Origin of the sequence: Microbacterium sp. 3J1 (genome assembly GCF_001049495.1) — a bacterium.
Lineage (GTDB): Bacteria > Actinomycetota > Actinomycetes > Actinomycetales > Microbacteriaceae > Microbacterium.
The window spans coordinates 146,555-164,951 of record NZ_CDWI01000011.1; the positions used below are offsets into that span (position 1 = coordinate 146,555).

Below are 18,397 nucleotides of genomic sequence, written 5' to 3' on the forward strand. Positions count from 1 at the left end.
CTCGTCATTCCTTCACGGTGATGTCAGTCGGCGCCGCCGGCACGTCCCCCGGCCACGATCCGAGGCGCTCGAGGTTCTTCGCACCCTGATCCTTCGCGTCGCCGACGTCGATGGAGGCGGCGCTGTACGTGCTGGGTCGAGGGGCGGCATCCGCCACCCATCCGGCTTCGGCGGCGGCGGAGGCGACGTCGAACGCCGCGTCCGGGGCGGTGCGCACGCGGATGTCGATCCGCGCGTTCGGCATGTAGCCCTCGCGCACCGACCACACGGATGCGACGACGAAGTCGACCAGCGCGGCGCCGTCGGCGATCGCGTAGCCGGGCTCGATCTCGAGGGAGACCGCGTACCCGGTGTTGCCTTTCACGTTCGGCTTGTCGCCGCCGACGACCTCGGTCACGACGACCCCGGGGATCGCGTCGAGAGAGCTCCTCATCTCGGTCAGGGTCTGGCCGCCGGACGCCGCGTCATGCGGGATGCCGTCATCGGCGGGTCCGGCTCCGAGCGAGCATCCCGCGAGCGCGAGGACCCCGAGGGCGACGGCGGAGATCGAGAGCCAGCGCTTAGCGGCCATAGTGCATCATGTCCTCGAGTCGGTATTGCATGTCGGACCAGATGCTGACGTCGGCGATGCCCGCGTAGGCCGGGTTCGTGTTCCCGCCGAATCCCATGCCCGACAGGATGGTCTCGTCGTAGGCGCCGGTGACCTCGAACACCCCGTGGCCGTCGACGTTGCGCAACCGGAAGGCGACCTCGCCGGGATACTCCGGGTGTCCCGGCTGGGCGGCGATCACGAAGCCGTCGTCGGTCACCTGCTGCACGACGATGTCGCCCGCGGTCACGCCGGGGATGCCCATTCCGAACAGTGAGGTCTTGATCGTCTGCCCCTCGCCGCTGAGCTGCATGTTGAGCTGCGAGTTGTCGCCCTCTCTGGAGGGCAGGAAGACGTGGCCGAACTCCTGCTGGAGCATCTGATTCAGCTGTTCCGTCGTCATGTCCGTGGGGCCGAGGTCGAACTGGTGGGCGTAGCCGAGTTCGTACTCGCCGATGAATCGGTGGTCCGACCCCGCGTAGGGCGTGGGGCCGGGCTGGTACGTGTCGCCCATGTCGCCCGGCGGGATGAGCCCGGGGAGCCCGCCCAGGGGTCCGAGGAGCTTGCCCGGCGGGAACTGCTCGAGCAGCTGGCCGAGCAGGTCTTCGAGCCGCTGGTGGAACGGGATGATCGCGCGGTAGAGGTCGGTCGCCAGCCGGAGCATCTCCCGCAGGGCCTGCAGTGCGCGGTCGACGTTCGCGGTAGCCTCGGCGACGACCTGCGCGCAGTTGTCCGCGAACTCCTGGATCACCTGCGCCTTCTTGTCGAGCTCCCACGGCCAGCTGCCGAAGAGCAGGTCCTTGATGCCGCCGCCGATCGTCGACAGCAGCTCGAAGCCCGCGCAGACGAGGGACCGCATGATCTCGACCGCGCGCACGCACAGCTGCAGGGCCTGGCTCATGACCTTGGCCCAGTCGGCGATCGAGTGCGTCGCCGCCGACATGACGGTCAGCGCGCCCTCGACCACCGCCGCGGTCAGCCCTTGCACCTGCCCGCTGATCTGGGTGAGCGCCCGCTGATAGAGCGCGGAGGTGGACTGCACGTCACCCGCGTAGGTCTCCCAGGCGTGCGACGCCTGATAGAGCCCGGCAGGATCGCCCGTCACGCGCTCCAGCAGCTCCTCGAGCGGACGGACGAAGCGCATGATCTCGGACGCGAACCCGCCGAGACCGCCTCCGCAGTCGTCACCGGCCGCGCCGCCGGAGGGGAGCTGACTGCTCCAGCTTCCTGAGCCGAGCGCGGACGCCGCGCTGTCGGCCTCGGGGAGGACGGCTGTGCTCACGTCAGCTCTCCGCGGCGATGCGGTCGAGGTCGGCGCGGCCGTTCTCGTCGACGGTGCGGAAGCCCTCGACAGCCGTCTGCACGCCGTCAGCAGTGCGCTGCGACACCGTCCCGACGAACCCGGCGGCGCCTTCGACGACACTGCCGACCGAGTTGAGCACGGGCGGGATGAATGCTCCGATGGGACCGAACGCCATGGCGGGCACTGCCGACGAGACGGTGCCCCGCGCTGCCGCCAGCTTCGACGCCGCTTCGGTCAAGGCAGCTCGCGCGACGTCGTACACGTCGCTGTGGACTTCGATCTCCGCCATATTGTCGAGTTCCCCCTCGGCATGCGCCCTCCCGACGATGGGCGTCCGGTTCCCACGATAGGTCGGGCGTCTGCGGATGCCAAGCCCGACGACGCCCTGTGCGGTCTCACCCGACCGTCTCGATGTCGGTGCCTCCGCCTAGACTCGTAGAGCCATGACAGAAGCCCCCCTCATCGTCCCCGGAACCGCCGGCCCCCGCGCCGCAGGACCCGAAGGACAGGACGATCTCCTCGCCGGCCTCAACCCTCAGCAGCTCGAGGCCGTGACGTATCGCGGCCCGGCGCTGCTGATCGTCGCCGGCGCCGGCTCGGGCAAGACGAGCGTGCTCACACGACGCATCGCGTCGCTGCTCCGGGCACGCGAGGCGTGGCCGAGCCAGATCCTCGCGATCACCTTCACCAACAAGGCGGCCGGTGAGATGCGCGAGCGCGTTGAGGCCATCGTGGGTCAGGCCGCACGCGGCATGTGGATCTCGACGTTCCATTCGGCGTGCGTGCGCATCCTGCGGCGCGAGGCCGAGCAGTTCGGCTTCACGAAGTCGTTCACGATCTACGACTCCGGCGACTCGCGGGCGCTGATCAAGCGGCTGGTCAAAGAGCACGAGGCAGACGCATACGGCCTCACCCCGGCATCCGTCCAGTCCCGCATCTCGAAGCTGAAGAACGAGCTGTCGGATGCCGAGGCGTACGCGCGCCAGGCGAACATGAGCGACCCCGCCGAGCGCATCTTCGTCGAGCTGTTCGCCGACTACCAGCGCCAGCTGCAGAAGGCCAACGCGTTCGACTTCGACGACCTGATCGGGCAGACCGTCTATCTCTTCCGGGCGTTCCCGCAGGTGGCGGACACCTACCGCCGCCGGTTCCGACACATCCTCGTCGACGAGTACCAGGACACCAACCACGCCCAGTACGCGCTGATCCACGAGCTGACGCGACCGGTCTCGGGGGATTCGCCCGACCCGTACGCCTCCAACGGCATGATGATCTTCGAACCGGAGACGACCCCCGAGCTGGAGGGGGCGTCGCTGACCGTCGTGGGCGACTCCGACCAGTCGATCTACGCCTTCCGCGGTGCGGACATCCGCAACATCAGCGAGTTCGAGCGCGACTTCCCCGGGGCGCGCGTCGTGCTGCTCGAGCAGAACTACCGCTCGACGCAGAACATCCTGTCGGCCGCGAACGCCGTGATCGGCAACAACTTCGACCGCAAGGACAAGAAGCTCTGGAGCGACAAGGGCGACGGTGACATGATCGTCGGCTTCACCGGCTACTCGCAGCACGACGAGGCGCAGTTCGTCGCCGACGAGGTCGAGGCGCTGCGCCGAGCCGGCATGCCGTACTCCGAGATGGCCGTGTTCTACCGCACCAACTCGCAGTCCCGTGCTCTCGAGGAGATCTTCATCCGCTCGGCAGTGCCCTACAAGATCATGGGCGGCACGAAGTTCTACGAGCGCGCCGAGATCAAGGACGCCCTGGCCTACCTCGTCGCCGTGGCGAACCCCGCCGATGAGATGGCGGTGCGCCGCATCCTGAACAAGCCGCGCCGCGGAATCGGCGACGTCACCGAGACCGCCATCGCGCGATTCGCCGAGGACCACGGCATCACGTTCCGTCAGGCGCTCTCGGTGCCCGACCAGCTCGGATTCGGCCCGAAGATCCAGGCCGGCATCGCACAGCTCGACGCCGTGCTGGCGGAGGCGACCGAGATCATGCTGCCCGCCTCCGGCGAGGTCCCCGCTCCGACGACCGTCGCCGACGGCCTCAGCGTGCTGCTGTCCAAGAGCGGCTACCTCGATGCCCTGCGCGCGAGCCGCGACCCGCAGGACGAAGCGCGTGTCGAGAACCTCGACGAGTTCGTCGCCGTCGCACGCGATTTCGCCCGCAACAACCCGGAAGGCACGATCGTCGACTTCCTCACCGAGGTCGCACTGGTGTCGGACGCCGACGACCTCGACGACGAGTCGGGCTCGGTGTCGCTGATGACGATGCACACGGCCAAGGGGCTCGAGTACGACGCCGTGTTCGTCACGGGCGTCGAAGAGGACCTCATCCCGCACCGCATCTCGGCAGGGGAGCCGGGCGGCCCGCAGGAGGAGCGCCGGCTGTTCTATGTCGGCATCACGCGGGCGCGCAAGCGGCTGCATCTCTCCCTCGCCATGACGAGGGCGCAGTTCGGCGAGGTCTCCGTGGCGATGCCAAGTCGCTTCCTGCAGGAGATCCCGGCGGGTCTCATCGACTGGCGTCAATCGCCGGGCGACGTGAACTCCCGCGGCGGCACGCAGTCGCGCGCCCTCAACGCACGCCGTTCGGGTGGGTTCGGCGGCTCGGGGTCGAACGATCGGTTCGGGGTCAAGCCGCTTCCCGGCCGCGACTCCTTGACGCCGCTCTCCACTGCGATGGACAAGTTCCCGAACCGCGTCACAGCCAAGATGCGGGACAACGGAGACCTCGAGCTCGCGGTCGGCGACCGCATCCGGCACGCGGACTTCGGAGACGGGCGCGTCGACGCCGTGACGGGGGAGGGCGCGAAGCGCATCGCGCACGTCCGCTTCGATTCGGCCGGGCAGAAGAAGCTGCTGATCAAGGTCGCGCCGATCGAGAAGATCTCGTCCTGACGCGGGTTAGGCTGGGCGATATGGCCCTGTTCTCCCGCCGAAAGAAGTCCGACGACGCTGTCGTCGAGCCGTCCGAGACCGAGACCCCCGCTGCAGCGGATGACGCCGAGTCCGCGCCCCTCGAGTCCGCGGACGCGACAGAGGCCGCGACCGCTGACCCGACGGCCGCCCCGGAGACGACGCCGACCATCGGCATCTCCGTACAGGCGTTCCGCGGTGTGGGCGCGCAGGCGGGGCCCGAGATCTCTCTTCCGGATGCGGATGCCGCTCCGTCGGCGTCCGGTGCGCCCACCACCGCGAGCGCACCGGCAGCCGCTCCGGCTCCGGCTCCTGCTCCCGAGCGGCGCCTTCCGCTGGCACCGGCTCTGCCCCCGGAGCAGACCGAGACCGTGGCGGGTATGAAGGACAACGTGCTCCTTCGCGAGTCGCTGAAGGAGATCGAGAAGGGCGCGACCAACGAGCAGCTGCTCGGCGTGCTGCGCCAGGCTCTCCAGGGCCACCTGTACATCAGGGTCAACGGCGATGCGCGGGCTCAGATCAGCGAGGGCAAGCCGCTGTCCGTCGCCGTCGTCCGCGACGGCGACCGCCAGTTCATGCTCGGGTTCAGCTCGGCGGCCGCCGTGCGCGACTCGGTGCAGCTCGAGAAGGACCCCACCGCGACGTCCGCGGTCGCCCAGCCCGTCACCTCGGTGCTGCAGCAGGTCGTGACCGGCGATTTCGCGGGCCTGATCGTCGACAACGCCTCGGCTCCGCACCGAGTGGTCTTCCCGACCGAGCTCCTGCAGAAGGCCCTCGAGCAGGCCGACGTCGACATGACGGTCAAGTCGATCATCTCGGGGCCGCGCGAGCAGGACTCGACCGCCCGGCTCGCCGAGGCTCTCGCCGCGAAGCGGATGTGGGTCGCGGTCAACGACGGCGCCGGGACCGGACAGGTCGGCATCGCGGAGGCGCAGACCCCTGACGGCCGGCGCTTCCTGCAGCTGTTCTCCCACCCGCTGGAGGTCATCGCGATGGGCCGCGGGGACCGGCCCCTCCCGTACGATCCCGAGCAGCTGGCGAAGACGGTCTCGACCCATCCGGACATGGCGGGCATCGTCGTCGATCCGGCCGGCCCGACCATGGTGATCGAACGCGATGCCCTTGCGCCCGTGCTCACGCTCGATGTGGCTGAGGGCGACTGACGGGGTTCCGCACGCCGAGAGTGCGCCCTAGGGTCGGAGCATGGCCTCCGAACGCGTGACCCTGACCGTCGTCGACCCCGACGGAGAGCGCGAGGTCGCGCTCTCCAGCCCGAACAAGGTGATCTGGCCCGACGTCGGCATCACGAAGGCCGAGCTGGCCGAGTACTTCCAGATCGTCGCCGTCCCCTTCCTCGAGGCGAACGGCAACCGCCCGGTCTCCCTCGAGCGCTTCCGCGACGGCGTCGGATCCGCGAAGGACGAGCGGCCCCAGGGGTTCTTCTCGAAGAACCCGCCCAAGGGCACGCCCGATTTCGTGGATGCGGTCGACCTGACCTACAACAGCGGCCGACGGCATCCGCAGCTCGTGCTCAACCGACCCAGCGCGATCGTGTGGGCCGGGCAGATGAACACGATCGTGTTCCACCCGTGGGCGTCGCTCGCCACGGATCCCGACAATCCGGTGGAGTTGCGGATCGACCTCGATCCGCAACCCGGGACGGGCTTCTCCGACGCGGTTCCGGCTGCTCACGCGCTCCGTGAGGTGCTCGCCGAGGTCGGGCTCGAGGCGTTCGTCAAGACGAGCGGCAACCGCGGCATCCATGTGTTCGCCCCCATCGAGGCGACGCATGAGTTCCTCGATGTGCGGCACGCCGTGATCGCCGCAGGCAGGGAGCTCGAGCGACGCATGCCCGAGCAGGTGACCATGAACTGGTGGAAGGAGGAGCGCGGCCAGCGCATCTTCATCGACTTCAACCAGGCCAACCGCGACCGCACGATGGCCGGCGCGTACAGTCCGCGCGCGCTCCCCGGAGCGACGGTGTCGACGCCCGTGCGCTGGGAGGAGCTCGATGACCTCGATCCGTCGACCTTCACGGTGCGCAGCATCCCGCAGCGGCTGGCCGACGGGGGCGACCCCTGGGCGGGGAAGCAGAACGCTCCCGGCCGTATCGACACGCTGCTGGAATGGTGGGAGCGCGACAAGGAGTCCGGCCTCGGCGAGCTGCCGTTCCCGCCCGAGTTCCCGAAGATGCCCGGAGAGCCGCCTCGCGTGCAGCCGAGCAAGAAGGTCGCCGCCAACTGGGACGCGAACGGAGAGCCCGTCGACGCGTGACGCCGACCGCGAGAGCGTCAGCCGATGACGTCGGCGAGGTCGTAGCCGGCGACGGTGTCGAGCTGCGCGTAGGTGCAGGATCGGGCCTCGCGGTCGGGGCGCCAGCGCTCGAACTGCACGGTGTGTCGGAACCGGGCGCCCTCCAGCTGGTCGTAGCGCACCTCGAGCACCCGTTCCGGGCGCAGCCGCACGAATGACACGTCCTTCGAGCCGCTGAAGCGGGACCGCTCGCTCTCGCCCGTGACGGCGTCTCCGGCGTCGTCGCGCTCGACGAGCGGCGCGAGCTCGTCGACCAGCTCGCGCCGGCGGGCGTCGCTCCATGCGGCCACGCCGCCGACCTGCCGCAGGGTGCCGTCGTCGTCGTACAGGCCCACCAGCAGCGATCCCACGCCGGAGCCGGACTTGTGGACGCGGTATCCGAGCGCGACGACATCGGCCGTGCGCGCGTGCTTGACCTTGATCAGCGTGCGCTTGCCCGGCGCGTACGGCTGGTCCAGGGGCTTGGCGACGACGCCGTCGAGGCCTGCACCCTCGAACTCGGCGAGCCAGCGCACCGCGGCGTCGCGCTCACGGGTGGTGCGCGTGATGTGCAGCGGGTGCTCGACCCCCGCCATGAGCGCCTCGAGTCGTTCGCGTCGCTCGGCGAACGGCCGGTCGAGGAGGTCGTCGTCATCGATCGCGAGCAGATCGAAGGCGACGAACATCGCCGGCGTCTCGGTCGCGAGTCTCGTCACGCGCGACGCCGCGGGATGGATGCGCTGACTCAGCGCCTCCCAGTCGAGACGCTGGGCGCCGGCGGGGCCCGTGGCGACGACGATCTCCCCGTCGAGCAGGCACGGCCCGGGAAGCACGCGCGGGATGGCCTCGACGAGCTCCGGGAAGTAGCGAGTGAGGGGCTTGGCGCCGCGCGAGCCGATCTCGACCGTCTCGCCGTCCCAGGCGATCAGCCCGCGGAATCCGTCCCACTTGGGCTCGAACAGGAGCCCGCCGGGGGTCTTCGCCGGATCGGGGACCGATGCTGCCGCCTTCGCCAGCATCGGGGAGGGGATGTCGTAGCGCATGGAACCATCCTGGCCGGACGGCCGCCTGAGCAGAAGAGGGCCTCCCGCGACCCACGCGCCCGTCTTCTCCCTCGCGACGTGAGATCCTTGAAGAGATGAACGAAGTCCAGGGCCCGACCCCCACCGGCAATTCCCGTCCGTACCGATCGCTGGCGGAGGCGCTTCGCGCGCACCGCATCGCTGTGGAGAACCACGAGTTCATCGCCGCGATCACGGACGCGGTCGGCATCTCCACCTACATCGACCGCGGCCGATACATCGAGGCCGTGCGCCGCGGTGCTGGTGCCTCACTCCACATCGGACGCACGTACACCAACGGCTTCGCCGAGGACGAGCTCGTCGTCGTCGGCTCCACGCCGCTGAGACTGCAGCCGAGCGACGGGCGGGCGCCGTACTTCTACGTGACCCACCCGAGCGAATACCTCCCGACGGCACCGGTCAAGGCCAAGCGGTCGACCACGCCGCGCACGGCCGCAGCGCCTCGCGCCGCCGCCGCCCCGAAGCTCGTCGAGCGGGACTACGGGGTGTGCGACGTGTGCTTCATGGTGAAGACGCCGGCGGGCGGCTGCGGCTGCGACTGATCGTCGGCCGCGGCGGGCGAACCGTCAGGCGAAGGCGCTCATGCCGGTGATGTCCCGGCCGAGCAGCAGCGCCTGGACGCTCTCGGTTCCCTCGTAGGTGTGGATCGCCTCGATGTCGGCCATGTGCTGCATGACGCCGTTCTCGAGCAGGATGCCGTTGCCTCCCAGGAGGTCGCGGGCGATCGACGCCACACGACGCGCGGCTCTGGTGTTGTGGAACTTCGCCAATGACGCCTGCGTCGGACGCAGCTCGCCCGCGGTCTCGAGGTCGGCGAGGCGGCGGCAGTAGAGCTGCATGGCGGTGAGGTCCTCGAGCATGTGCGTGAGGCGTTCCTGCACCATCTGGAACTTCGCGAGCGGCTTGCCGAACTGCACGCGCTCCCTCGCGTACGCGAGCGCCGCCTCGTAGCAGGCCGTCGCATGACCGAGCGCCGACCACGCGACCCCCGAGCGGGTCGCGTAGAGCACGGTGGAGGCATCTTTGAAGCTCTTCGTGCCGGGGAGCACGGCGTCGAGCGGCACGCGCACGTCGTCGAGGAGGATGTGCGCCTGATGGATCGCTCGCAGCGATGCCTTGCCGCGGATGGGCGTGCCGGTGTAGCCGGGGGTGTCCTGCTCCACGAGGAAGCAGCGGACGGCCCCGTGCTCGGGGGCGGTCTCGTCGTCGACGCGAGCCCACACGAACGTGATGCCGCCGGACGCGCCGTTGCCGATCCACTTCTTCGCGCCGCGGATGACCCACCCGTCGCCGTCTCGGCGGGCCACCGTCTCGAGCGAGACGGAGTCCGATCCATGGTCGGGTTCGGTGAGCGCGAAGGAGCCGAAGACCGAGCCGTCTGCGAGGGCCGTGAGCCACTTCTCCTGCTGCTCCGGCGAGCCGAACAGCGCGAGAGTGCGAAGCGCCAGGCCGCCCTGCACGGCCAGCACCGTGCCGAGAGAGCCGTCGCCGCGCGAGATCTCCATGTTCACGAGTCCGGCGGCGAGCGGCGAGAAGCGGGTGAGGGCCGGATGCTCGATCCCGTCGACCACGAGATCCATCTCACCCATCCGGCGCGCGACGTCGAGGGGGTACTCGGCGCGATCCCAGGCGTCGAGCATCTGCGGCCCGACCTCGTCGATGTACGCCTTCGCGCGCTCCCACGCCTCACGATCCTCCGAGGGGATGTCAGCGAAGACCGCGTAGTAGTCGCTGTCCTGTCGTCCGGTGATGTCGTACGACGAGACGCGCTCGCCGGGGAAGGGGGTGGCTGCGGTGCTCATGGGGACTCCTTTGTGGACCTCAGTATCGTACTCCTCGATACTCAGTTCCACGAGTCGCGCGCTGGCCGCCGCGTTCAGTCCAGCTGGGTGCGCAGGCGGCGGGTGACCTCGGCGACGGGCATCGATCGAGGGAAGACCGCGACGACCACGTCGTCCGGTGCCTCGTCGGCGGTGTCGGAGGGGACGCCGTACCGACGCCGTACGTCGGCGAGCGCCGTCTGCAGGGTGGCGAGCGGCACCTTCTTCTTGCCGCGGAGCAGCTGGCGGAGCACGTGATTGTGCACCGCGGTGACGAGCGCCGCGAAGCCGACGGCATCCAGCGGGTCGATCCCGGGCAGTGAACTGCGGAGGTAGTCGTCGAAGAGACGCTCGTACCGGAACACGGTGATGATCTCCCGCTCGCGGAGGACCGGCACCTGGCGCACGATCTGATAGCGGCGACGTGCGAGCTCCGGGTCGTGCGCGAAGTGGGCGAAGACCGACTCGGATGCCGCGCACACGGCACCCCACGGGTCGTCGTGCCCCTCCGAGAGGAACTCGCGCAGCTGTCCGAGCAGGACCTCGTGATCGGCGAACACGACGTCCTCCTTGCCGCCGAACTGGCGGAAGAACGTCGAGCGGGAGACGCCGGCCGCCTTGGCGATCTGCTCGACGCTGGTCTGGTCGAAGCCCTGGGCCTGGAAGAGCTCGAGCGCGGCGGCGACGACGGTGTCGCGCGAATCGGGGAAGTCTCGCATAGCGAAAGCCTAGGACCTCGCGGGTGAAGCACAGGTGTCATCCGACGCGGAGGGACGCTCAGGACCCCTCAGAGCGAGGTAGTAGGCTGGGGGACTGGTCGATGTCTCGACATCGAGAGAATTACCAGACACGCAGCCCAGTGAAGGAACCACAGTGGATCTGTACGAGTACCAGGCACGAGACGTTTTCGAGAAGTACGGAGTGCCGGTCCTCGCCGGCATCGTCGCCGACACCCCTGAGGAGGTGAAGGCAGCCGCTGAGAAGATCGGCGGAGTCGTCGTCGTCAAGGCCCAGGTCAAGACCGGTGGTCGCGGCAAGGCCGGCGGCGTCAAGGTCGCGAAGACCCCTGAAGAGGCATACGAGGCGGCGAAGGCGATCCTCGGACTCGACATCAAGGGCCACGTCGTCAAGCGCGTCATGGTCGCGCAGGGCGCGCGCATCGCCGAGGAGTTCTACTTCTCCGTGCTGCTCGACCGCGCGAACCGCTCGTACCTGTCGCTCTGCTCGGTCGAGGGCGGCATGGAGATCGAGCAGCTCGCCGTCGAGAAGCCCGAGGCGCTCGCGCGCGTCGAGGTCAACCCGCTGACGGGGATCGACAAGGAGAAGGCCGTCGAGATCGCTCGCGCCGCCAACTTCCCGGAGGACCTCGTCGAGAAGGTCTCCGACGTGTTCGTGAAGCTGTTCGAGGTCTACAAGGGCGAGGACGCGACGCTCGTCGAGGTCAACCCGCTCGTCCGCACCGAGGACGGCGACATCATCGCCCTCGACGGCAAGGTCACGCTCGACGACAACGCCTCCGAGATCCGCCACCCCGAGCACGAGGCGCTCGAGGACAAGGACGCCGCGGACCCGCTCGAGGCGAAGGCCAAGAAGAGCGGCCTCAACTACGTGAAGCTCGACGGCGAGGTCGGCATCATCGGAAACGGCGCAGGACTCGTCATGTCCACGCTCGACGTGGTCGCGTACGCCGGCGAGAAGCACGACGGCGTCAAGCCCGCGAACTTCCTCGACATCGGTGGCGGCGCGTCGGCCGAGGTCATGGCCGCCGGCCTCGACGTCATCCTCGGCGACCCGCAGGTCAAGAGCGTGTTCGTCAACGTCTTCGGCGGCATCACGGCGTGCGACGCCGTCGCCAACGGCATCAAGGGCGCCCTCGAGACCCTCGGCAGCGCGGCCTCCAAGCCGCTCGTCGTTCGCCTCGACGGCAACCGCGTCGACGAGGGTCGCGCGATCCTCGCCGAGTACGCGCACCCGCTCGTCACGCTCGCCAGCACCATGGACGAGGGCGCCGACAAGGCCGCCGAGCTCGCCAACGCCTGACGCTTCGACAAGCTCAGCGACCCAGATTCGTTAGGAAAGAAATGTCGATCTACCTCAACAAGGACTCCAAGGTCATCGTCCAGGGCATCACCGGCGGCGAGGGCACCAAGCACACCGCGCTCATGCTCAAGGCCGGCACCCAGGTCGTCGGCGGCGTGAACGCGCGCAAGGCCGGCACCACCGTCTCGCACACCGACAAGGACGGCTCGGCCGTCGAGCTCCCCGTCTTCGGCTCCGTCGCCGAGGCCATGAAGGAGACCGGCGCCGACGTGTCGATCGCCTTCGTCCCCGGCGCCTTCACGAAGGACGCGATGATCGAGGCCATCGACGCCGAGATCCCCCTGCTCGTCGTGATCACCGAGGGCGTGCCGGTCGGCGACTCGGCCGAGGCATGGGCCTACGCGCAGAGCAAGGGCGACAAGACCCGCATCATCGGTCCGAACTGCCCCGGCATCATCACCCCCGGCGAGGCACTCGTGGGCATCACGCCGGCGAACATCACCGGCAAGGGCCCGATCGGTCTCGTGTCGAAGTCGGGCACCCTGACGTACCAGATGATGTTCGAGCTCCGTGACCTCGGCTTCTCGACCGCCATCGGCATCGGCGGCGACCCCGTCATCGGCACCACGCACATCGACGCTCTCGCGGCGTTCGAGGCCGACCCCGAGACCAAGGCGATCGTCATGATCGGCGAGATCGGCGGCGACGCCGAAGAGCGTGCCGCCGACTACATCAAGGCGCACGTCACGAAGCCGGTCGTCGGCTACGTCGCGGGCTTCACGGCTCCCGAGGGCAAGACCATGGGCCACGCCGGCGCCATCGTCTCGGGCTCCGCGGGCACGGCTCAGGCGAAGAAGGAGGCCCTCGAGGCCGCTGGCGTCAAGGTCGGCAAGACGCCGTCCGAGACCGCCGCTCTGATGCGCGAGATCGTCGAGTCGCTCTGACCTGAGCTACACCCGAAGAGAAGGCCCTGGACTCCACTCCGGGGCCTTCTTTCATGCCCGGCGAGCACGGCGGGCACCTCGACGCACAGCGAAAGAGGGGCGGATGCCGCAGCATCCGCCCCTCTTCTTCGCGTGTGCGAGCTAGATCCCGACGCCGAAGAGCGCCTCGATCGGTCCGCGAGCGAAGAAGATCACGAAGCCCGCGCCGACCACCCAGAGCAGAGGGTGGATCGTCTTCGCCCGGCCGGAGAACGCGTTGACGACGATCCAGCTGATGAAGCCCGCGCCGATGCCGTTGGCGATCGAGTAGGTCATCGGCATGACCGTCGCCGTGAGGAAGACCGGCAGCAGCACGCGGAAGTCGCTGAGGTCGATGTTCTTGATCTGCGCCAGCATCAGCGCTCCCACGAGGACGAGCGCGGCGGCGGCCACGGCGCCCGGGACCAGCGAGGTCAGCGGCGTGAAGAACATGGCGACGAGGAACATCGCCCCGGTGATCACCGTCGCGAATCCGGTGCGCGCACCTTCACCGATTCCCGCGCCGGACTCGACGAAGACGGTGGCGGAGGAGGAGGACGTGCCTCCACCGGCGATGGCGCCGACACCCTCGACGATCAGCGCCGACTTGATGCGGGGGAAGTCGCCCTTCTCGTTGGCCAGGTCGGCCTCCTTCGCCAGCCCGGTCATCGTGCCCATCGCATCGAAGAAGTTCGAGAACAGCAGCGTGAAGACGAACATGACCAGCGCCACGACGCTGACCTTCTCGAGGTCGAAGCCGAAATCGACCTGTCCGACCAGGCTCAGGTCGGGAAGACCGACGATCGCGCCGGTGAAGCCGAAGTCGAGACCGAAGGGCCAGATCAGGTTGACGATCGCGCCGAGCACGGTGCCACCGACCAGGGCGATGAGGATCGCGCCCTTGACGCGCAGGGCGGTCAGCACGCCGCCGAGCAGCAGCGTGATCACGAAGAGCAGCGTCGGGACGGACGCGACGGATCCGCCGATGCCCAGGTCGACCGGCGGTGAGGCGTTGCCGGTGGCGGTGACGAACCCGGCGTTCACGAAGCCGATGAAGGCGATGAAAAGGCCGATGCCGACGGTGATGGCCAGCTTGAGCTGCACGGGGACGGCGTCGAAGATCATCTTGCGGAGCCCGGTGGCCGCGAGCAGCACGATGATCACACCGTTGATCATCACGAGCGCCATCGCCTCGGGCCAGGTGACCGAGCCGACGACGGAGAATGCGATGAACGCGTTGATGCCGAGCCCCGCGGCGAACGCGAAGGGCAGGCGGGTGACGAGGCCGAACAGGATCGTCATGACGCCCGCGGTGAGCGCGGTGGCCGCGGCGACCGCAGAGCCGGTGAGCGTGTTGCCGTCGACGTCGGGCGTGCTCAGGATGATCGGGTTGAGGATCACGATGTACGCCATCGTGACGAAGGTCACCAGACCCCCTCGGATCTCGGTGCCGATCGTGGATCCGCGCTTGCTGATCTCGAAGAAGCGGTCCAGGGCGTTCGCGGGAACGGCCTGGCGCTGGGTGGGGGATGGGGCAGTTGTCATCGGGAAACCTCCGCAGGAGACGATATCGTGTCGCCCGCACCGCGCGCGCCCACAGGCTGCCGCAGGCTTCTCGTCGTAGTCTCGATTCGATATGCAACGCCTCCTCGTCGCGCTCCTCGCCGCCTTCGACGCCGCCATCGCCGCGGCGGTCGGACTCGTGGTGCTGCTGGCCCCTCTCACGCTCCTGTGGACGGTCGCCTTCGGCATCTCGGCGGACTGGGGTGCGCTGTGGCCGCTCACAGGGACGCTGTGGCAGTTCGGGCACGGCGTGCCGCTGAGCGTGGACATCGCCGGCGAACTCCTGCGGACGGCAGGGATCGCGCCCGAGGCGGCGACGTTCACCCTGTCTGTGACGCCCCTGGCATTCCTGCTGTTCACGCTCCTCTCCGCGGCCCGATCCGGTGCTCGCGCGGCTCGCGCCGGTGCCTGGCTTCTCGGATCGCTGGCCGGTGCGGTCACCTTCGCCCTCATCTCCACGGGAGTGGCGCTGACCTCCCACCTCGCCGGAGCGGAGACGCCTCTGCTCCTGGGGATCCTGCTGCCCACGGCGGTGTATCTGCTCGGCGCCCTCGTCGGCGCTCTCCGTGTCGCGTGGGAGGACGGCGACGGCGGCGTGCTCGACCGCGTGCACGACGTGGTCGACTCCTGGGGGGAGTGGGGTCCGGTTCCGTCGGCCGCCCTGCGCGGAGCGGCGTTCGCGGTCGTCGGCGTCACGGCCTTCAGCGCCCTCGCGATCGCGGTCGCGACTCTGGCGCGTGGCGGCGAGGTGGTCGCCCTCTTCCAGGCCACGAGAGTCGATGCGCTCGGCGCCACCGTCATCACGCTCGGCCAGCTCGCCTACCTGCCCACTGCGATCGTGTGGGCCGCCTCCTGGCTCGCCGGTCCCGGCTTCGCGGTCGGCGTGGGAACCGCCGTGTCCCCGGCGGGCACGCAGCTCGGCGTCGTCCCCGGCATCCCGATCCTGGGGCTGCTCCCGGAGAACACGTCGATCTGGATGCTCGTCGTCGTGATCCTGCCCATCGCGGCGGGCGCTTTCGCCGGCTGGGCTGTGCGATCGAGGCTGGTGTGGGAGGCGACGCCGCTCGAGACCGCCCACCGTGCGGTGATCGCGCTCGGGATCGGTGCACTCACCGCCGGAGTCGCGGCCGTCGCCGCTGTTCTCGGCGGCGGATCGATGGGGCCGGGGCGTCTCGCACAGGTCGGTCCCGATGTGCTCGCGTTCTCCCTGACGCTGGGGGGAGAGGTGCTGCTCGGGGCGGCGATCCTGCTGCTGTCGCCCCGCCATCGCGACGAGCTGGCCGAAGAGCGCACCGACCGCTGGCTCGCCGAGATGACGGATGCCGACGGTCTCGCCGACCGCCCCGCGGCGAGTCCGATGCCGACGGACGACCAGCCGTCTCCGTATGACACCGTGCCCCTCGACGAGCTCGGCTCATTCCGGCTGCCGACCAGGAATCCGGGCGATCCCGTCGGCTGACGCACGGCTCGGCGTGAGAGCAGCGCCCCGGTAGACTGGGCGCGTGCTCACGGTCGCCGTTCTCATCTCGGGCACCGGCTCGAACCTTCGCGCCCTCCTCGAGGCCGCTCGTCATCCCGATTTCCCGGCGCGCGTCGTCGTCGTCGGAGCCGATCGCCAGGCGGAGGGCCTCGCCCACGCCGAGGAGTTCGGCATCCCCAGCTTCACCGTTCCCTGGCACGAGCACGAGAACCGCGCCGCCTGGGGCGACGAGGTCGCGCGTCAGCTCGCGGTCTGGAAACCCGACCTCGTGGTGCTGAGCGGACTCATGCGCCTGCTCCCTCCGGCACTGGTGGCCGAGTACTCGCCGCGCCTGATCAACACCCACCCGGCGTACCTTCCCGAGTTCCCCGGAGCACACGGTGTGCGTGACGCGCTCGCCGCAGGCGCTGAGCAGACGGGAGCCAGCGTGATCGTCGTCGACGACGGCGTCGACACCGGTCCCATCCTCGCGCAGGAGCGGGTGCCGATCCTCCCCGACGACACCGAGCACAGCCTCCACGAGCGCATCAAGCCGGTGGAGCGCCGGCTGCTCATCGATGTGGTCCGCCGCATCGCCACGGGCGACCTCCCGCTCACCTCCGCCTGACCCGATCCCGCACTCCCGCCCTCGCACGAAGGAGCCCACCATGGCCGGCCCCCGCCACGACCCCTCGCTGTACCGCGACCGAGACACCGTCCGCATCCGCCGCGCACTCGTCTCGGTGAGCGACAAGACCGACCTGCTCGCCCTCGCCGAGGCGCTGGCGGCGGACGAGGTGGAGATCGTCTCGACCGGATCCACGGCGGCGACCATCCGCGATGCGGGCTTCGCCGTGACGGACGTCGCCGCCGTGACCGGCGTCGCCGAGATGCTCGACGGACGTGTGAAGACGCTGCACCCGAAGATCCACGGCGGGCTCCTCGCCGACCTGCGTCTCGAGGACCACGAGCACCAGCTCGCCGACCTCGACATCGAGCCCTTCGAGCTCGTCGTCGTGAACCTGTACCCGTTCGTCGAGACCGTCGCCTCAGGCGCTGCGGGCGACGACGTCGTCGAGCAGATCGACATCGGCGGGCCCGCGATGGTCCGCGCCGCAGCCAAGAATCACGCGAACGTCGCGATCGTCGTCTCGCCCCAGTCCTACCCCGGCATCATCTCGGCGATCGCCGCCGGCGGCACCACGCTCACGCAGCGTCGCGAGCTCGCCGCCCGTGCCTTCGCGCACACGGCCACCTACGACACGGCCGTCGCATCGTGGTTCGCCGAGGGCACCCTCGGCGACGGGGAGGACCTCCCCACCCACCTCACGATCCAGGCCGAGCGTCTCGCGACGCTGCGCTACGGCGAGAACTCGCACCAGCGCGGCGCCATCTACACCCGCGTCGGCGGCCACGGCATCGCCCAGGCGACGCAGCTGCAGGGCAAGGAGATGTCGTACAACAACTACGTCGACGCGGATGCCGCCCTGCGCGCCGCATACGACATGGTGAAGCCGGCCGTCGCGATCATCAAGCACGCGAACCCGTGCGGCATCGCGACCACCGCTCCCAACGCCCTCGACCCGATCGCCAGCGCGCACCTGCGCGCGCACGAGTGCGACCCGGTGTCGGCCTACGGCGGAGTGATCGCGGCGAACGGCACGGTCACGCTGAAGATGGCGGAGAACCTCAAGGACATCTTCACCGAGGTCATCGTGGCCCCGTCGTTCGAGCCGGCGGCTCTCGAGGTGTTCAAGGCGAAGAAGAACCTGCGTCTGCTGCAGCTGCCGGAGGACTGGCAGCAGGAGCGCATGGACGTGCGCCTCGTCTCGGGAGGGCTGCTGCTCCAGGACGCCGACCTCTTCCCCGACGACATCGTCTCGGTCGCGAAGAACTGGGAGCTGGTCTCCGGCGAGCGTCCGAGCGACGAGGAGATGGAGAACCTCATCTTCGCGTGGAAGGCCTGCCGTGCCGTGAAGTCGAACGCGATCGTCCTGGCGAAGGACAACGCGACGGTCGGTGTCGGCATGGGACAGGTGAACCGGGTCGACTCGTGCCGCCTCGCGGTCGAGCGTGCGGGCGACCGCGCCGCCGGCTCCGTCGCCGCCTCCGACGCGTTCTTCCCGTTCGCCGACGGCGCGCAGGTGCTGATCGATGCGGGAGTCACGGCCATCGTGCAGCCGGGCGGCTCGGTGCGGGACGAAGAGGTCGTGGATGCTGCGCGCAAGGCCGGCGTCACGATGTTCTTCACCGGAGAGCGCCACTTCTTCCACTGACCCCCGGCCCGCACGGGCCGGTGTCGTCAGCGAGGCTCCCTCACGCCGCCGGGGGGGGGGGGGGGGGGGGGGGGGGCCTCGGTCGTCTCC

Annotated in this window: 16 protein-coding genes; 9 read left to right on the forward strand and 7 right to left on the reverse strand. The window is 69.4% G+C overall.

What is annotated here, in order from left to right:
- Nucleotides 1-4 precede the first annotated feature (4 nt).
- The 3 genes from BN2660_RS09760 to BN2660_RS09770 are packed head-to-tail and all read right to left on the reverse strand — an operon-like array spanning nucleotide 5 to nucleotide 2,181.
- Entirely contained in the window at nucleotides 5-571 is a 567-nt protein-coding gene (locus BN2660_RS09760) for a hypothetical protein (protein WP_091230957.1), read from the reverse strand.
- Nucleotides 561-1,871 carry a hypothetical protein gene (locus BN2660_RS09765; RefSeq protein WP_091230960.1) on the reverse strand — a complete coding sequence of 437 codons (1,311 nt, stop codon included), beginning with the start codon at nucleotides 1,869-1,871 and terminating at the stop codon, nucleotides 561-563. The genes BN2660_RS09760 and BN2660_RS09765 overlap by 11 nt, the downstream gene beginning before the upstream one ends.
- 1 nt (nucleotide 1,872) lies before the next feature.
- Nucleotides 1,873-2,181 carry a hypothetical protein gene (locus BN2660_RS09770; protein ID WP_091230963.1) on the reverse strand — a complete coding sequence of 103 codons (309 nt, stop codon included), beginning with the start codon at nucleotides 2,179-2,181 and terminating at the stop codon, nucleotides 1,873-1,875.
- Nucleotides 2,182-2,335: 154 nt separating this feature from the next.
- Between BN2660_RS09770 and BN2660_RS09775 the strand changes: the two genes are divergently transcribed.
- The 3 genes from BN2660_RS09775 to ligD are packed head-to-tail and all read left to right on the forward strand — an operon-like array spanning nucleotide 2,336 to nucleotide 7,087.
- Nucleotides 2,336-4,795, forward strand: a complete 2,460-nt coding sequence (locus tag BN2660_RS09775) for an ATP-dependent helicase (RefSeq protein ID WP_091230966.1) — start codon at nucleotides 2,336-2,338, stop codon at nucleotides 4,793-4,795.
- 20 nt (nucleotides 4,796-4,815) lie between these two features.
- Complete coding sequence (locus tag BN2660_RS09780; protein ID WP_091230969.1) at nucleotides 4,816-5,976, forward strand: SseB family protein; 1,161 nt, start codon at nucleotides 4,816-4,818, stop codon at nucleotides 5,974-5,976.
- Between the two features lie 40 nt (nucleotides 5,977-6,016).
- Entirely contained in the window at nucleotides 6,017-7,087 is a 1,071-nt protein-coding gene (gene ligD, locus BN2660_RS09785) for a non-homologous end-joining DNA ligase (protein WP_091230971.1), read from the forward strand.
- Between the two features lie 17 nt (nucleotides 7,088-7,104).
- On the opposite strand, the gene BN2660_RS09790 is transcribed toward ligD, so the two are convergent.
- The gene (locus BN2660_RS09790) at nucleotides 7,105-8,148 is read right to left on the reverse strand and encodes an ATP-dependent DNA ligase (protein WP_091230974.1); all 1,044 of its coding nucleotides are present in this window, start codon (nucleotides 8,146-8,148) and stop codon (nucleotides 7,105-7,107) included.
- A 95-nt stretch (nucleotides 8,149-8,243) separates the two neighbouring features.
- Here BN2660_RS09790 and BN2660_RS09795 point away from each other — a divergent pair, with 95 nt between their 5' ends.
- Nucleotides 8,244-8,729 (forward strand): hypothetical protein, encoded by a 486-nt coding sequence (locus BN2660_RS09795; protein ID WP_091230977.1) that lies wholly within the window; start codon nucleotides 8,244-8,246, stop codon nucleotides 8,727-8,729.
- A gap of 24 nt (nucleotides 8,730-8,753) precedes the next feature.
- Here BN2660_RS09795 and BN2660_RS09800 read toward each other — a convergent pair whose 3' ends face one another.
- Complete coding sequence (locus tag BN2660_RS09800; RefSeq protein ID WP_091230979.1) at nucleotides 8,754-9,989, reverse strand: acyl-CoA dehydrogenase family protein; 1,236 nt, start codon at nucleotides 9,987-9,989, stop codon at nucleotides 8,754-8,756.
- A gap of 74 nt (nucleotides 9,990-10,063) precedes the next feature.
- Entirely contained in the window at nucleotides 10,064-10,726 is a 663-nt protein-coding gene (locus tag BN2660_RS09805; protein WP_091230982.1) for a TetR/AcrR family transcriptional regulator, read from the reverse strand.
- A gap of 154 nt (nucleotides 10,727-10,880) precedes the next feature.
- Here BN2660_RS09805 and sucC point away from each other — a divergent pair, with 154 nt between their 5' ends.
- Both sucC and sucD read left to right on the forward strand, forming a co-directional pair.
- Nucleotides 10,881-12,047, forward strand: a complete 1,167-nt coding sequence (sucC, locus tag BN2660_RS09810; RefSeq protein WP_091230985.1) for an ADP-forming succinate--CoA ligase subunit beta — start codon at nucleotides 10,881-10,883, stop codon at nucleotides 12,045-12,047.
- Between the two features lie 41 nt (nucleotides 12,048-12,088).
- Nucleotides 12,089-12,991, forward strand: a complete 903-nt coding sequence (sucD, locus tag BN2660_RS09815) for a succinate--CoA ligase subunit alpha (RefSeq protein WP_091230987.1) — start codon at nucleotides 12,089-12,091, stop codon at nucleotides 12,989-12,991.
- Between the two features lie 141 nt (nucleotides 12,992-13,132).
- Here sucD and BN2660_RS09820 read toward each other — a convergent pair whose 3' ends face one another.
- Complete coding sequence (locus BN2660_RS09820) at nucleotides 13,133-14,554, reverse strand: NCS2 family permease (RefSeq protein WP_091230990.1); 1,422 nt, start codon at nucleotides 14,552-14,554, stop codon at nucleotides 13,133-13,135.
- 91 nt (nucleotides 14,555-14,645) lie between these two features.
- Between BN2660_RS09820 and BN2660_RS09825 the strand changes: the two genes are divergently transcribed.
- Genes BN2660_RS09825 through purH form a run of 3 tightly spaced genes read left to right on the forward strand, consistent with a single transcriptional unit; the run spans nucleotide 14,646 to nucleotide 18,307 of the window.
- On the forward strand, nucleotides 14,646-16,031 hold the full coding sequence (locus tag BN2660_RS09825; protein WP_091230993.1) for a cell division protein PerM: 1,386 nt from the start codon (nucleotides 14,646-14,648) through the stop codon (nucleotides 16,029-16,031).
- A gap of 43 nt (nucleotides 16,032-16,074) precedes the next feature.
- Nucleotides 16,075-16,659, forward strand: a complete 585-nt coding sequence (gene purN, locus BN2660_RS09830) for a phosphoribosylglycinamide formyltransferase (RefSeq protein WP_091230997.1) — start codon at nucleotides 16,075-16,077, stop codon at nucleotides 16,657-16,659.
- A 40-nt stretch (nucleotides 16,660-16,699) separates the two neighbouring features.
- Nucleotides 16,700-18,307 (forward strand): bifunctional phosphoribosylaminoimidazolecarboxamide formyltransferase/IMP cyclohydrolase, encoded by a 1,608-nt coding sequence (purH, locus tag BN2660_RS09835; protein WP_091230999.1) that lies wholly within the window; start codon nucleotides 16,700-16,702, stop codon nucleotides 18,305-18,307.
- The last annotated feature ends 90 nt before the right edge of the window (nucleotides 18,308-18,397 follow it).

Coding starts and splice junctions, on each gene's coding strand:
- ligD (WP_091230971.1), top strand. CDS start 6,017: ATGGCCTCCGAACGCGTGACCCTGACCGTCGTCGACCCCGACGGAGAG.
- BN2660_RS09800 (WP_091230979.1), bottom strand. CDS start 9,989: ATGAGCACCGCAGCCACCCCCTTCCCCGGCGAGCGCGTCTCGTCGTAC.
- BN2660_RS09795 (WP_091230977.1), top strand. CDS start 8,244: ATGAACGAAGTCCAGGGCCCGACCCCCACCGGCAATTCCCGTCCGTAC.
- BN2660_RS09760 (WP_091230957.1), bottom strand. CDS start 571: ATGGCCGCTAAGCGCTGGCTCTCGATCTCCGCCGTCGCCCTCGGGGTC.
- BN2660_RS09805 (WP_091230982.1), bottom strand. CDS start 10,726: ATGCGAGACTTCCCCGATTCGCGCGACACCGTCGTCGCCGCCGCGCTC.
- BN2660_RS09775 (WP_091230966.1), top strand. CDS start 2,336: ATGACAGAAGCCCCCCTCATCGTCCCCGGAACCGCCGGCCCCCGCGCC.
- BN2660_RS09820 (WP_091230990.1), bottom strand. CDS start 14,554: ATGACAACTGCCCCATCCCCCACCCAGCGCCAGGCCGTTCCCGCGAAC.
- purH (WP_091230999.1), top strand. CDS start 16,700: ATGGCCGGCCCCCGCCACGACCCCTCGCTGTACCGCGACCGAGACACC.
- BN2660_RS09825 (WP_091230993.1), top strand. CDS start 14,646: ATGCAACGCCTCCTCGTCGCGCTCCTCGCCGCCTTCGACGCCGCCATC.
- BN2660_RS09790 (WP_091230974.1), bottom strand. CDS start 8,148: ATGCGCTACGACATCCCCTCCCCGATGCTGGCGAAGGCGGCAGCATCG.
- BN2660_RS09770 (WP_091230963.1), bottom strand. CDS start 2,181: ATGGCGGAGATCGAAGTCCACAGCGACGTGTACGACGTCGCGCGAGCT.
- sucD (WP_091230987.1), top strand. CDS start 12,089: ATGTCGATCTACCTCAACAAGGACTCCAAGGTCATCGTCCAGGGCATC.
- BN2660_RS09780 (WP_091230969.1), top strand. CDS start 4,816: ATGGCCCTGTTCTCCCGCCGAAAGAAGTCCGACGACGCTGTCGTCGAG.